Source organism: Veillonella ratti, assembly GCF_003992115.1.
In the GTDB taxonomy this organism is placed as follows: domain Bacteria; phylum Bacillota; class Negativicutes; order Veillonellales; family Veillonellaceae; genus Veillonella_A; species Veillonella_A ratti.
The window spans coordinates 1-15,221 of sequence record NZ_RQUX01000010.1 but is presented as its reverse complement, the minus strand read 5'-3'; the positions used below and the strand labels follow the sequence as shown (position 1 = coordinate 15,221).

The following is a 15,221-nucleotide window of genomic DNA, read 5'->3' as shown; positions in this document are numbered from 1 at the left end:
TAACTCACATAATTAAAGCTTATTAACTACACTTTAGTAGTCAATAACAGTTAATTACCCGTAAATTTTCTATTATTTCCGCTTATTATTTATAATCAATTATTAACTTTTTATTCGACATACGCATATAATAAGCCACTAGCTTTTATTAACAAAAGACTATAATAAAAAACCTCCTGTTATAGGAGGTTTTTTACATTTCGTGTATTTTCGATTAAATTTAAACAATTCGATGAAGGAATTCCCACCGTATTGTCGAAATCTTATAGTAACAACACAATGTGTATTTACTGAACATTGTGTTGTTTTACAACAGAAAAAAGAGAGTTCTTAATTGCTCTAAATCCTTCGCAAAACATCCGACCGATTTGTTTTGCGACACTTATTTTATGAGTAATTTGTCATTATTTTCGACTTTATTATTTTTCTTCATTAATGTTTATCGTCAGAGTTTATTATTAATATGAATAAACTCTTCCCAAAAGGAGATGATGAATCATGAGTACACAGACAACTCCGGCGGCAACGCCACCAACTTCGAGTTATCCAAAAAGCAAATTAATCGGTCTTATTCTCAGTTTTGCTGTATTAATCGGTATTTTATTGCTACCGACGCCGAGCGACTTATCCACAGCCGGACACCGCATGATTGGCATCTTGTTCTTCGCCATTGTACTTTGGATCAGCAGTGCCGTATCCTATCCGGTAAGTGCCACCATGTTAACAGCTTTGACAGCGGTTTTATTGGGGACGGCACCTAATATCGATGCTCCGACTAAAATTCTCGGCACCAGTAATGCGCTAAAAATTGCCATTTCCGGTTATTCCACACCGGCTTGGGCTTTAGTTGCGGCAGCCATGTTCATTTCCGTGGCCATGACAAAAACCGGTCTTGACCGACGCATCGCCTTGAATGTATTATCCCGTATCGGTACTAAAACGAGTCACATTTACATCGGCGTTATTTTCACCGGTTTTATCTTGTCCTTCTTCGTACCGAGTGCGACAGCCCGTCTAGCCTGTTTGATTCCGATTATCCTTGGTATTTTGGACAGCTTGGGCATCAATCGTCAAAGTAAGCTCGCCGCCCTCCTCGTTATCGGGGCCACCCAAGCGGATACGCTCTGGAACATCATGGTACAGACTGCAGCCGCCCAAAACTTGGTTGCCGTCGGCTTCATTTCGTCCCAGCTCAATACCTCCGTATCCTGGCTTGATTGGTTGCTCGCTGCGGCACCTTACTCCTTGGTCATGATTGTAATCTACTACTTCTTGTCTATGTGGCTCTTAAAGCCGGATGAACACGATTTGGAAGGCTCTCAAAAAGAATTGCAGCAACATCTGCAAAACCTCGGTCCGATGACTTTTAACGAAAAAAAATTACTTACGCTTTCCGTTATCTTGCTCGGCTTCTGGGCTACGGGCGGTCATTTACACAAATACGATACGACCACCACAACTATCGTAGCGATTGCCTTATTCTTAATGCCGGGTATCGGTATTATCGACTGGAAATATGCTCAAAGCCGTATCGATTGGGGTTCTATCGTTATGTTCGGCGCCGGCATCAGTCTTGGTTCGGCACTTTTGAAAACAAAAGCCGCTACGTGGCTCGCCAACGCGTTCATTCACATGTTCGCCCTTGAAACATTGTCCATATTCGCTCTTTTGGCAACAATTACGCTCTTCTTGATTATGATTCACTTAGGTTTCGCTTCGGCCACCGCTTTATCTTCGGCCATGATTCCGATTGTAATCTCCATCGTAACGGCAGTTAATATGCCGGGCATCAACCCAATTGGCCTCACGGTAATTGCGCAGTTCTCCATCTGCTTCGGTTTCATCTTGCCGGTTAACTCACCGCAAGGCATGGTATCCTATAGTTCCGGCACCTATGAAGTAAAAACCTTCATGAAAACCGGTATTCCGATTACCATCATCGGCTACGTTATGTTACTTATTTACGCAGCCACTTACTGGCATTGGATTGGTTTCGTATAAAACCAGATATAGAAATCAAGCTCAATTAATTGCATAGAAAAGACAAAACCCCGCTTCGAAATTTCGGAGCGGGGTTTTATGCTTATTTATGTGTCCACTTTAATTCGTTATATTCCGCCTCAGAAACAGGTTCCATCCAAGTAACGGATATACCTTCTTTTTGTACGGTCATGGCCAAATGGGAGAAATAGCTGTCAGCCGTAGCTCCGTGCCAATGTTTAATTTCCGGTGCAATATATACCACATCGCCGGCCGCTAAAGCTTGTGCCGGTTTACCGGCTTCTTGGTACCAACCTTTACCACCAACTACGACGAGAATCTGACCGGCCCCATGATGAACATGCCAATCATTACGACTGCCCGGTTCAAAGGTTACATTGTGGATGCCTACTTCTTCGCTATTTAACGGTGCCAACCAGCTTTTGCCGCTGAAATATTGAGCATAGCCTTCATTAAAAGCACCGGCTGGGAACGGTGATACATTATTTTCATCATGAACAGCCTCAGAAATTGCTTTAAGCTGTGCATCAGTCACGCCATTGTGTTTAGCAATGCCGCGATGTGCGTTCAATTGCGAATCCACATCAGAAAGGGCTTCTAAAGCAGCTACTGTTACGATTTCACGTTCACGCCAGTTCAACACATCGGAGGCAAAAATATCGCCGAACAAGTGACTCTTCAAATACTGATTGGACGCCGGTGCAAAATCAAAGAGTGCACCTTTTACTTCACCGCCAACTAATTCAGTTTGTGTCTTAGTCCCTTCCGCCATAGCGTCAGCTCCTAAAATTGTTTTAGTAGCCGCCTTGCCTTCTTCAGTTGCCACGCCATTATCACGGCGTTCGTTCACTGTATTCATCAACACATTAAGTGCATTCAAGCTTCTTGGAAAACCGGTATAAGCATATAACTGTACCATCGCGTCCTTGACTTCATTAACTGTCACGCCTTTGTTTAACGCTTCATTAACAGCGTCTTTCAATTTTGCCTGATCACCGGTTGCCGTATACTTACTGATACTTACTAATTGCATCTCTTTATTGGATAATTCTTGTGTATTTTCTGCCATTACGTTCATTCCTCCTACTTGTAAACTCATGCAAAGCAATCCCAAAACTGCCATTTTACTAATTCGCATTATACGTTTCAAATGTTTTACCCCTCTAGCTATCATCTCGTTTATAACACTTTTTAATTGCCTAAATTATACGATTCGGACCACTGTTTCAATTCATCTTTTGATGTATTTACTGAAAAACGACGGCCTTCTTTTAATACGGCACCCACACAGGATGGGCTCAAAGCTTCATTGGTTTTACCCATAGCACTGCCGCCGGACGTAGCAAACGGAATAACCACTACATCTGTTAAATCAAAGCTTTCTAAAAATGTATTAATAATCGATGGCGCCCGATACCACCAGATTGGAAAACCTACATATAAAACAGAATATCTCATAGCAGGCAAGTCCTTTTGAATGGCCGGACGAGATGACATATCCGCCATCTCTACCGATGAACGGCTCTGCTTATTCGTCCAATTCAAGTCGGCTGTCGTATAAGCAACTTCCGGTTTAATTTCATATAAATCCGCATTGATTGCTTGTGCCAAGTTTTGTGCGACCTGCTTGGTTGTGCCGGTTACACTGAAGTAAGCCACTAACGATTTACTCATATATATCCTCTCCTTCTCAATGTATATCTTTCTTTTTTATTCTCATACGCTCTCTTCTTGAGCTGTTTACATTGTAACCCACTTTCACTTTTATGACTAACAGTTATTAGCACTTGTTTACTATCGTTTTTAGGAATGGTAAAATAAAGGTGCATATATTGAACATTTTTAAAAAGTATGAAAACTTCGCTGAAAGGAGCACCTCATGATAGAAACACGTTTGCTAGTCTATTTTTTAACTATCGCGCAAGAAGAAACTATCAGTAAAGCGGCAGAAACTCTCCATATTACTCAGTCCACCTTATCCAAGCAGATGAAGGACTTAGAAGATCAACTGGGCAAAATTCTCTTTATCCGCGGCAAACGTAAAATAACACTCACCGAAGAGGGGCGTTACCTACAGCAACGGGCACGCGAAATCATTGATTTAGTGAGCGCTACGGAAGGTGCTTTAAAAGAGGACACGGAACTCTTAAACGGCAATATCTACTTTGGTTGCGGCGAAACCCATCACATGAAAGATATCACTCAGTGCTTCAAGAACTTACAAGAAATATATCCGCAAATTCACCTGCACCTATATTCCGGCGACCACACCGTTGTTATGGACAGACTGGATAAGGGCTTATTAGACATCGGCCTCGTGGTAGAGCCTAACTTCCGTGAAGGCTACGATTACTTTTACATCGGTCGCAGCGATAAAAGCGTTCTCCTTATGCGCCAGGACGATTCACTGACTCAAAAAACCGAACTTCAAAAAGAAGAACTGAAAGAGTTGCCCTTGATTCTATCCCGCCAGGGCTTCGCCAATCCGGTCGATTATGAACTGTTTGGCACCAGCCGTTCCAACCTGAACATTGTGGCCACCTATAATTTAATCAATAATATGCTGTTCCTCGTCGATCAAGGCTTGGGTTACGCGGTTACCTTGAGCGGCCTATTACCGCCGCATCATCCTACCCTTACCTATCGTCCCATCGTGCCCACCCTCGAGAATAAATGGTATCTCGTAACCCCGTCGCACCGATTATTCTCGCCAACAGTGACACGATTTTTAGACGAGTTGAAAAAATTCTTTAGTACGGAATAAGCAAAAGCACTCCCAATCCAAACGGATTGGGAGTGTTTTTTTACCCTGACTAGTTTCCTCTAGGGAGCATCAGGTTAGGATTTAGCATATAACATATAATATATAGTATCTAATACTTATACTTAATATTAAGCATTATCCTTAAAAGGAATTAATACATAAAAATTTAAGAACCTTAAATCTTACTTATTCAAAACAGCCTGCATAGCAGCTTTCAATTCATTAATTTCGGCTTGTTGAGCCTGTAAACGACTTTCTTGATTAGCCAAGCGGTCACGCAATTCTTGGTTTTCTTTTCGAATATTGGAACTTGTGCTGGCACCACTGCCTACCGACCAAGATACACCGGCATTAATCATGGTATCACTATTACCGCTAAAAGATAAACCGGCATTAACACGCACATCATCATTAATGCGATGAGCCACACCGAGAGCTAGTGCAGATTCACCTTTATAATAACCTAAACCGGCTGTAATCGCTGTGCTCTTATTATCTAAGTCATAAGTGCCGTTAAGTGCCGCTAATGCTGCACTCATCGCCCCTGTTTTTTCAATTTTCTTATCCAGTTTCGACTCTACACCACGCAACTGTCCTAAATTCACCGCATCATTGACGGCTGTACCATCAGCCACACTATGAATCTGTTGACCATTTACATCCACTAATTCTTTAGTAACTGTTGGACCATCTGCAATCGTTACGCCGGCAGCATTAGGAACATTTTGAATATAATCAGAGTCCACACTTACGAATACTCGTTTATCCCCTTCTGCCCCTACTTCGGCCGCTTTTAAGCCGTCACCAAAATCAAAGGCTAACGTACTAAGTGTTCCGGTACTGTTAATAGTATTACCTGCAACATAACTGCCGGACTCACCGGAACCGCCGGAATAAACAGGTACTACACGTTCTGCCAAAGCGCGCAACTGTCTTACGTTAACTGCATCCGTATCGGCGTAACCGCCAGCCACATTTACAATCCGACGCGTATTAGCCTCAAAGTCCTCCGGCACACCATTGATTGTTGCTGTATAAGCTACATTACCGACTGATACAACACCCTGTTTTTTATCAAACGCTTCACCGGATAGATAGGCGGCTTTATCAAAATCAGCGCTTGGTGTAGCCAATGAGCCATTGCCTAATACTACCGAGTTATTCAATAATGAGCGCGTATGAGAACCGACCGCTACAGAATCAGAAACACCTAATAAACTCACATAGTTCCCCAACGCTACGTTATTCACACCACTGATATGCGAATGATATCCTATAGCAGTTGATTCTTCACCATACGCCTCAGTGTAGTGACCGATTGCCACTGAGTTTGCAAAACCGGTATGAGCTTGCTGACCAATGGCTACAGAATAGTTACCTTTTGCCACAGCAGCAATCCCCATGGCAATTGTGTTCGCATCATGAGCCTCCGAGCCGGAGCCAATAGCCGTTGTTTGGAATCCGAAAGATTTAGCGTTAAAACCTAAAGCTATTGAATTCTTATAAGTTTCATTAGCATTTGCCGGCACCGCATCACTTTCCGGAGGAACTTCATATCGTTCGCTAATGGTATAATCTACATCATAATTCTGATTTTCCGGTGGGGTTGTGATAGTTGGTGTTGTTGAGTCCGGAGCACCCACATATGATTGATTGCCTATGGCAATAGAGTTCTGACCACCTGCTATTACTTTAGTATTTCTTCCCATTCCGATGCCGGCTTGCCCGTGTATCAATGAGGTAGCACCAATAGCAATTGACGTTTCAGTTCTTGCTTCAGATCCCGCCCCTAACGCAACAGATTGCTTTACTAAAGCCTGGGTTGAAACGCCTAAAGCCACAGACTGCTCCCCGTACGACCCAGCAGAGGATCCATAAGCTACAGCCTCTTTCCCAAATGCCGTTGCTTTGTAACCAATCGCCACACCTCCTTCTAGCCAAGCCCGAGCATTATTTCCAGCCGCTAGCGAGTTTTTAGCATCAGCTTTAGCTTCAGCACCTATAGCAACAGCTCTTTCTCCTGCAGATTGCGCGGTAGGGCCTAATGCTGTTGCTCGGTTGCCTGAAGCCGACGAACTACTACCTATTGCAATTGCAAACGCCTCTTTAGCAGATGCGCTAGAACCAATAGCGATATTAGAGGCTTTCCCTTCAATTGTATTAGCATTAAAGCCTATAGCAATAGAATTACCGCCGGGAGCCTTAGAGCCAGTACCAAAGGCTACACCATTTCCTGTTCCGGCATCATTTAAAGCCGCCCACACCGTATTAGTACTAAACAAACTCCCCATAATAGCAAAGATAGTTCCCATTACGATTAAACGTTTTCTTCTGCCAAAAATCTTTTTCATAATCTTCCCCCTACTCGTCTAAATAACAATTTAAATACCAATTGCCAATAAATAAAACGAACAACAAATTATGAACTGCTTATTAGATTTTGATGCTTTTTGAATCCGCAAACCATAAATCGATTTTTTTGAATTCATCCTGTTTTCAGAATATCATATCAATTTAATTTTAACAATATTTTTTGACATTATATATCATATATAATGCTATTTTTGGTTAATATAATCTCAAAATAATAAATTCTGTATTCCAAAAAAGACTGACTAAGGCAATAATCCTTGCCTTAATCAGTCTTTTTTATTTTATTTACACGAAAGATGTAAATGTATTATTTAATTATTATTTGCTAGCCAACTGGTTCAAGATTTCTTGAATCTGTGCACGCAATTCTTGGTTTTCTTGTTCCTGTTTTGCCACACGGCTATTCAAGTTTTCAATTGTAGAAGCCTGGTCGGAAACAACTTGTGCCAAAGCAGATTTGGAGTAGTTGGAGTACTCATTGCTGCTACCGAATTTAATGCTTACACCGGCGTTGAACATGTTTTCACCGCCACCCATGCTGGTACCAACGGAGAACATTACGTCGTTAGACGGACGATAGAACGCACCTAACGCTACCGCATTAGCACCTTTGTAGTTACCGTAACCGGCTGCGAAGTCCCATTTTGCACTTGGATCGAAATCCTGTGGATGCAAGGCTGCCAACGCGGCGGCACCGGCACCTACACGATCAAGACGATTGTCTAATTTGCTTACTTGGTTGCTCAAGTTGGATACACCACCGTTGAGGTTGGTGATGCTATCATTGATGGAGCTAATGCTTTCGCTGTTAGCCTGTACTTGGTTGTCCAAAGCAGTAATGTTCTGAGCTACCGTGTTGTCTTTCTTAATGAACGCACCATCAGCAGATACACGAGTTTCACCTTGAATTTCTTGACGAAGCTGACTTACGTTAACAGCATCGTTATCTTTCACACCGGCTTTCACATCATGAATGATATTGTTGCCCATGCTAATGTTATCACCTTTGATAACAACAGTATCTTTACCGTCAGCACCTTTAATAGTTAAACCATTAGTAGATACGCTGTTTAAACCGGTTAAGTCTTTGTTAAGAGCTACCTCTAATTTAGGAACTGTAGTTCCGTTAACAGTTACTTCGCTCGCAGTTGTAGTAATATTGTCACCACCAACTACATTGAATGCAGCACCTGGGGTAACATTAGCATTACCTCTATCGCCACCTACAGCGATTGGTTTAATATCTACGCCGATTTGTACCGGATTGCCGGAGTTAGGATAGCTTGGGTTCGCAGATTCAGCTGGAGTTGTAGGATCAGTAGGCTCAGTAGGTTCTGTAGGATTTGTTGGGTTTTCAGTGGCAGTTTCACTTGGTTTAATAATTACAGTATTGGAAGGATTTTCTACACCTTCAACATTTAAACCGATAGTGAATTTGTTACCTTCACGGTTTACAGTAATACCGTCAGCTGCCTGAATGTTGATATCTGCAAGAGCCGCTTTCAACTGTGCCACGTTAACCGCATCAGTATCTAAGAAACCACCGGCTACATTCATGATACGACGAGTATTCGCAAGGTATGTAGTGCTTGTATTGCCGGCAGTTACCGTGTATTGAATGTTACCTACGGATACGGCACCATGGCTTAAATCATAGTCTTCACCAGTCAAGTAAGCTGCTTCGTTTAAAGACAAATCCGGAAGGACTGCCGAGTTATGACCGATAGCTACAGAGTTGTTAAGCTGAGCACGTGCACTTGAACCAAGAGCCACGGAATTGTTAACGCCTTGTAAACGAGTGTTATTACCTAAGGCAATATTATTCGCACCGGCAACTCGGGAGAAGTAACCGATAGCGGTAGACTCTTCACCATGGGATTCTGCATAATGACCAATCGCCAAGGCATTATTGGAGGATGTACGAGCCTGTTGACCCATAGCTACAGAGTAGTGACCTTGTGCAATAGCAGCAAGACCTACTGCAATTGTATTAGAATCATGTGCTTCGGCAACACCACCGATAGCCAATGTTTGGAAACCATAAGATTTCGCCCCCATGCCAAGAGCAATAGAGTTTTCATAAATTTTTTCAGGATCAGTGGAAGTTCTATCATTAGTCGTAACAGGATAGTAGTCTTCACTAAGTTCATAATTCACGGTACCATCAATAGGACTTACAGATGTTTTATTATCAATTGGATCAGTTGTTCCTGTATTAGTTGTCGCAACTACAGAAGGATGATCAGCATTAATGGCACCTACATAGGATTTATACCCCATTGCGATAGCGTTATGTGCACCTACTGCAGTCTCACCACTTACACCAATTACCGTAGATTGCGTGCCGTTGGCTAATGCATTCTGACCCATAGCCATGCTTAATTTTCTATTTGCAAAAGCTTTATTCCCCATAGCAAAAGAGTCATCACCAGCAGCATTAGACATAGAGCCTAATGCAACCGCTCTTGTACCTGAACTATTAGCAGCATAGCCAAGCGAGAGTGAAGAATTTCCTTGCGCTTTAGCACTAGCGCCTAAAGCCGTAGCAAAAGCTTGATCTGCAAGTGTGTAACTACCAACAGCTGTCGAAGAACCGGCCAAAGCTCTTGCAGCAAAGATATTTCTCTCATGGTTAGGACTAATTGCAACCGCATTAGCAGAACCGGTTACTGCCGATCCACCTACAGATAAACCGTCTCCCGTACCTTTATCTACTTACAGCGGCTTTTAACTGTGCAACGTTAACGGCATCAGTATCATCATAACCACCGGCTACGTTTACGATACGACGTGTATTAGTAGAACTACCTACAGATACAACACCTTGTGTAGCTTTAAAACTTTCACCGGATAAATAAGCGGCTGTATTAAAGCTTGTTCTGGATTCTGCTACCGAACCGGAACCTAACGCCACGGAATTCGCCAAAGAAACATTAGCACCATTACCAACAGCAGTACCGTTCATCACACTAACAGCGGAATTAGCGCCAAGTGCTGCAGAAAGGTTACCGGTCACACTTGAACCGCCACCAACAGCTACACCTTTATTACCGCTAACAGTGGCGCTTTGACCAATCGCAATTGCTTCATTATTAGTAGCTGTAGCTTTATAACCAACAGCTATAGCCATAGTGGTATTAGTAGCAGTAGTACCGGCTGTGGCAGTTTCACCTATCGCAATGCTATTCTTGGACTGAGCCTTTGACTGGTAGCCAAATGCTGTAGCGCTCTCGGCACTAGCGTTAGCTAAATTACCTAGAGATATTGCTTTATAACCAGTTGCTTTTGCTCCACCACCAGCTGCCACAGCAAGATTACCGGATGCAGTAGCACTACCGCCAAGGGCTACACCTTCATTACCAGAAGCTACAGATTGAGCCCCAAGCGCAATTGCTTTAGCATTACTAGCAGCCGCTGAATAACCAATAGCAACAGCCATTCTCATAGTTTGTGTATTTGTTGCAGTAGTACTAGCACCTGCACCTAATGCAACACCACCAATCTGATTAGACTTCGATTCACTACCAATTGATACAGAGGACCCCGCACTGGTCGCTTTATAGCCTAAGGCTGTTGCGTAAGTATCAGTTGCCGCAGCAGAGTTGCCAATAGCAGTAGCAAAACCACCTGTTGCTTGAGATCCGGAGCCAACAGCGGTTGCCGACCCACCCGGAGCAGATGCATTCTGACCTACAGCCACAGCATTGGCCACCGAAGCAGCCGATCCTTGACCAATTGCTACACCTAATCCGGTACCTTCTGTATTAGTTGCAGCCAACACAGATTGTCCACCCCAGAAAGTACCTGTTACAGCAAGTACTGTTCCCATTACCGCTAAACGTTTACCCACACTTAATCTTTTTTTCATTATTTTTTTCTCCTTACTCACTCGAATAATAATTTCGTTCTATTTTTCAATAAATAAACTCAAACAATCAAAAAAACTTATGAAGGACTATCTAAACTTTAATTACAATTCCATCATAAAGCTCGAACTTTCTAAATCGATATTTTTCGTTTCATTGCCAATTCATAATATCACATTAATCCTATCTCCACAATAGGAATTTCATTCTCTATTTTTCCATTTTAATGCCACTTATTGTTTTTTTAATCACTTTTTCAGTTCATTATCATTTAGCTATATATCTTAATATTTAAATCTATCTATATGAAATCTGTGTTTTTTGCCACTATGACTTTCATCTTACTCTCAATATATTTTTGCCATTTAGTAAATAAATTTATATCATTTTAGCATTATTTTTACACGAATTGTTTAAGAATACAAAAAAGCCATGACTGAGGTTAGAAATAAACAATTTTCATGCATATTTGCAAACCACTAGTCATGGCTTTTAAGCGAGTTCTTTAGTGTTATTTAGTTGTCCTTCTACAGAGGACTTAGAGAAATATTTTTCTATTTTAACTTGAATTATATCTCTCTTAAGTTCTCTTAGTTAAAACTATTAATATAGTATAGGAAAATTATTTTTGAACTAACTGCTGTACCAAAGCTTCCAATTTAGCAATGCGATCGTTCTGAGCAGTTAATTCAGCTTGCTGATTCTGAATCTGCGTAGCCTGTGCCTGATTAGCCGCTGTCAATTGATTAATCCGCTGTTGCGCTTCCTTACCAGCCAATTGCTGATTTGCTGCAGCTTCTTTTTGTGAGGACGTACCAAATTTCCATGTCACACCGGCATTTGCCATCACTTTAGAATCATCACTGCCATAAGCAAGACCTGCATTAAACATGGTCGAATCATTTACATAATGAGCAACACCTAATGCCATTGCATTATGGCCGCGATAAGTACCAAGAGCTGCCATAATCTGAGTTGGTTCTGCCGGATCATATTGAATTGGTTTTAAACCACTCAATGCGGCACTTAATGCCCCAACATTTTTAACTTCACTTTGTACTTCGCCAACCTTATTAGATACCTCATTCAATTGACGTACGTTTACAGCATCCGTATCATTAACACCATCGGCCACATTGGTTAAACGACGTTCATTACCCGCCGAACCAATAGATACAGTATTTGCTTCAGAAGCCACAGAATTGGCACCTAAAGCTACCGAATTTTCAGCAGTTGCTTGAGAGTTAGCACCTATAGCCGTTGCATTATCAGCAGTAGCTGCAGCATTGGTTCCATAAGCTGAAGTATAATCACCAATTGCTTGTGAATTTTTACCGGTTGCTAATGCACCTTCACCATCAATTGTGCCGCCGGCAATACCACCCTGATTTAATGTATCTAAAATACTATTGGCGGTAGAAGCCGCACTTGTTGCCGTGGACGCTGCATCAACTGCTATTTGTGCACTGCTATCTGCGGCGGTCGCACTAGACTCTGCACTCGATGCACTACTATCAGCGGACGTTGCACTCGATGCGGCACTGCTTGCACTGCTATCAGCGGCGGTTGCACTCGACGCTGCACTACTTGCACTACTATCGGCTGCTGTTGCACTCGACGCTGCACTAGATGCACTCGTAGAAGCTTCAGTTGCACTAGAGGCCGCATTAGATGCGCTAGTAGATGCTACTGTTGCACTGGATTCAGCATTAGATGCACTTGTTGATGCAGAAGTAGCACTAGACGCAGCACTGGACGCACTCGTAGAAGCTTCCGTGGCACTCGATGCTGCACTACTTGCACTTGTTGAGGCAGAAGTAGCACTAGAGGCGGCGCTAGAGGCGCCGGTGGAGGCTACTGTTGCACTAGATTCAGCACTAGACGCACTTGTTGATGCGGAGCTAGCACTAGAGGCGGCGCTAGAGGCACTTGTAGAAGCTTCAGTAGCACTCGATGCGGCACTAGAGGCGCTTGTAGAGGCTTCAGTTGCGCTAGATTTTGAACTGCTTGCACTTGTGGATGCTTCGGTGGCACTGGATTCTGCGCTGGACGCACTTGTTGATGCGGAGCTAGCACTAGAAGTGGCACTGGACGCACTCGTAAAGGCTTCAGTGGCACTAGACGCGGCACTACTTGCACTTGTTGAGGCTTCAGTCGCGCTAGAGGCCGCATTAGATGCACTAGTAGATGCTACTGTTGCACTAGACGCAGCGCTAGACGCACTCGTTGATGCACTGGACGCACTACTGTCAGCGGATGTTGCACTCGATGCCGCACTAGAGGCACTGCTATCAGCTGCTGTTGCGCTCGATGCCGCACTGCTGGCACTGCTATCGGCTGCTGTTGCACTAGATGCGGCACTACTTGCACTACTATCGGCTGCTGTTGCACTAGAGGCCGCACTGCTGGCACTACTATCAGCGGATGTTGCACTCGATGCGGCACTGCTTGCACTGCTATTGGCTGCTGTTGCACTAGAGGCCGCACTACTTGCACTACTATCTGCAGCCATCGCACTAGAGGCCGCACTGTTTGCACTGGATGCAGATTGTTTGGCCCATTCTTCAGAAACAATAGCACTAGATAAGGATGAGGATGCACTCGTTGAAGATGCTTCTGCACTTGTCGCTGCGCTTACTGCACTGCTAGCTGCCTGTTTAGCCCACCCCTCCGATGCATCGGCACTGGATGCCGCACTGCTTGCACTGTTATTAGCAGCCGTTGCACTAGAGGCCGCACTACTTGCACTACTATCGGCAGCCGTAGCACTAGATGATGCACTAGAAGCACTACTATTAGCCGTTGTCGCACTCGCCGCGGCACTGCTGGCACTACTATCGGCTGCTGTTGCACTTGAAGCGGCACTAGACGCACTGCTATCTGCGGATGTCGCACTCGATGCGGCACTGCTTGCACTACTATCGGCAGCCGCAGCACTAGACGCGGCACTGCTGGCACTGCTATCAGCTAAGGTCGCACTCGACGATGCTCTTGATGCACTTCTATCTGCTGCTGTTGCACTTGATGATGCACTAGATGCACTGCTATCAGCCGCTGTTGCACTTGATGATGCACTGGATGCACTACTATCAGCTGCCGTAGCACTTGATGAGGCGCTGGATGCACTGCTATCTGCTGCTGCGGCACTGGATGATGCACTTGACGCACTGCTACCGGCGGCTGTTGCACTTGATGATGCACTTGATGCACTGCTATCTGCTGCTGTTGCACTTGATGATGCACTTGACGCACTACTATCAGCAGCAGTGGCACTCGATGCAGAACTTTCTGCACTTGATGCAGCAGAGCTAGCACTAGATTCCGCGCTACTTGCACTATCTTCAGCATCACTTGCACTAGAAACAGCACTAGATGCACTGCTATCAGCCACAGTTGCACTCGATGCAGAGCTTTCTGCACTTGCCGCCGACGATGCTGCAGAAGACGCCGCTTGATTCAATTTCTCTTGAGATTCCGTACTTAAACCGATAGTTAATACTTGTTTATTTGAACTCGTCGTAGCATTACCGTTACCAACACCATCTGCAGCAGAACTATTATATGTTGTCAATGTTGTAGTAATCCCGTTAATACCACGTAATAATAAACGATACGAACCTACATTACCAGTATCAAATCCTACGGAGTTATCTCCATCCATAAAACCCTTATCAGCGGTGATATAACTTGCGTATACAGAATGCTGCATTAACACCATACTACTCAATAATAGAGCCGCTACAGCCTTGCGCGATGCACGCGTTACACCACCTTGGTGAGATTTAGCAAACTCCGAAGCCACAACATAGCATCCCTTTGTTTTACTCCAAACGATTTTAAAAATCTTATTCATTCAGCACGCCTCCAAACTTCTTTATCTTGCAAACTTCTCCCATTTCACAAGATTTATCCATTACCAATAAACAAAAACACGACGAGTTATTCATAAAATTTAATACAAAAATCACCCAACCACTTTTTTATTACAAATTTAAAATATAATTTTTTAAAAATTTTTTCACTAAATTTGAAAATATAAACATATAATTTTCATACTAAAATTATATGTTTATATTTAAATAATTAGATTTCTTTTTCTATTAAAGTGTATTATATAATTCATTCAATAATCATGTCAATCAATTAAAACTCAGGTTGAAACGAATACGGCAGCAATCGGTGTACTTGGTGAAGTAGTAAATGCACAAGGCCAGGCT

Annotated in this window: 7 protein-coding genes and 2 pseudogenes; 2 read left to right on the top strand and 7 right to left on the bottom strand. The window is 43.2% G+C overall.

Annotated features, from left to right (window positions below; all coding sequences use genetic code 11):
• Window positions 1–498 precede the first annotated feature (498 nt).
• The gene (locus tag EO124_RS05575) at window positions 499–2,001 is read left to right on the top strand and encodes a DASS family sodium-coupled anion symporter (protein WP_127058703.1); all 1,503 of its coding nucleotides are present in this window, start codon (window positions 499–501) and stop codon (window positions 1,999–2,001) included.
• 82 nt (window positions 2,002–2,083) lie between these two features.
• Here EO124_RS05575 and EO124_RS05570 read toward each other — a convergent pair whose 3' ends face one another.
• Both EO124_RS05570 and EO124_RS05565 read right to left on the bottom strand, forming a co-directional pair.
• Window positions 2,084–3,070: a carboxymuconolactone decarboxylase family protein gene (locus tag EO124_RS05570; RefSeq protein ID WP_127058702.1), complete on the bottom strand. Its 987-nt coding sequence runs from the start codon at window positions 3,068–3,070 to the stop codon at window positions 2,084–2,086.
• Between the two features lie 122 nt (window positions 3,071–3,192).
• Window positions 3,193–3,675 carry a flavodoxin gene (locus EO124_RS05565; RefSeq protein WP_127058701.1) on the bottom strand — a complete coding sequence of 161 codons (483 nt, stop codon included), beginning with the start codon at window positions 3,673–3,675 and terminating at the stop codon, window positions 3,193–3,195.
• A gap of 205 nt (window positions 3,676–3,880) precedes the next feature.
• Here EO124_RS05565 and EO124_RS05560 point away from each other — a divergent pair, with 205 nt between their 5' ends.
• Window positions 3,881–4,765 (top strand): LysR family transcriptional regulator, encoded by an 885-nt coding sequence (locus EO124_RS05560; protein ID WP_127058700.1) that lies wholly within the window; start codon window positions 3,881–3,883, stop codon window positions 4,763–4,765.
• 182 nt (window positions 4,766–4,947) lie between these two features.
• On the opposite strand, the gene EO124_RS05555 is transcribed toward EO124_RS05560, so the two are convergent.
• The 5 genes and pseudogenes from EO124_RS05555 to EO124_RS05540 all read right to left on the bottom strand — a co-directional run bounded on the left by EO124_RS05555 (window position 4,948) and on the right by EO124_RS05540 (window position 14,857).
• Window positions 4,948–7,116, bottom strand: a complete 2,169-nt coding sequence (locus EO124_RS05555) for a YadA-like family protein (protein ID WP_127058699.1) — start codon at window positions 7,114–7,116, stop codon at window positions 4,948–4,950.
• Window positions 7,117–7,456: 340 nt separating this feature from the next.
• Window positions 7,457–9,739, bottom strand: a complete 2,283-nt coding sequence (locus tag EO124_RS05550; protein ID WP_127058698.1) for a YadA-like family protein — start codon at window positions 9,737–9,739, stop codon at window positions 7,457–7,459.
• Window positions 9,740–9,857: 118 nt separating this feature from the next.
• Window positions 9,858–9,959 (bottom strand): annotated as a pseudogene (locus EO124_RS10475) (hypothetical protein); the annotation flags it as partial.
• A gap of 78 nt (window positions 9,960–10,037) precedes the next feature.
• Window positions 10,038–10,967: pseudogene (locus EO124_RS05545) on the bottom strand (hypothetical protein); the annotation flags it as partial.
• A 659-nt stretch (window positions 10,968–11,626) separates the two neighbouring features.
• Complete coding sequence (locus EO124_RS05540) at window positions 11,627–14,857, bottom strand: ESPR-type extended signal peptide-containing protein (protein ID WP_127058749.1); 3,231 nt, start codon at window positions 14,855–14,857, stop codon at window positions 11,627–11,629.
• Window positions 14,858–15,221: the final 364 nt, after the last annotated feature.

What these genes read in the sequence shown, in the direction of transcription:
- EO124_RS05560 (WP_127058700.1), top strand. Translation starts at nt 3,881, where the DNA reads ATGATAGAAACACGTTTGCTAGTCTATTTTTTAACTATCGCGCAAGAA.
- EO124_RS05555 (WP_127058699.1), bottom strand. Translation starts at nt 7,116, where the DNA reads ATGAAAAAGATTTTTGGCAGAAGAAAACGTTTAATCGTAATGGGAACT.
- EO124_RS05565 (WP_127058701.1), bottom strand. Translation starts at nt 3,675, where the DNA reads ATGAGTAAATCGTTAGTGGCTTACTTCAGTGTAACCGGCACAACCAAG.
- EO124_RS05570 (WP_127058702.1), bottom strand. Translation starts at nt 3,070, where the DNA reads ATGGCAGAAAATACACAAGAATTATCCAATAAAGAGATGCAATTAGTA.
- EO124_RS05540 (WP_127058749.1), bottom strand. Translation starts at nt 14,857, where the DNA reads ATGAATAAGATTTTTAAAATCGTTTGGAGTAAAACAAAGGGATGCTAT.
- EO124_RS05575 (WP_127058703.1), top strand. Translation starts at nt 499, where the DNA reads ATGAGTACACAGACAACTCCGGCGGCAACGCCACCAACTTCGAGTTAT.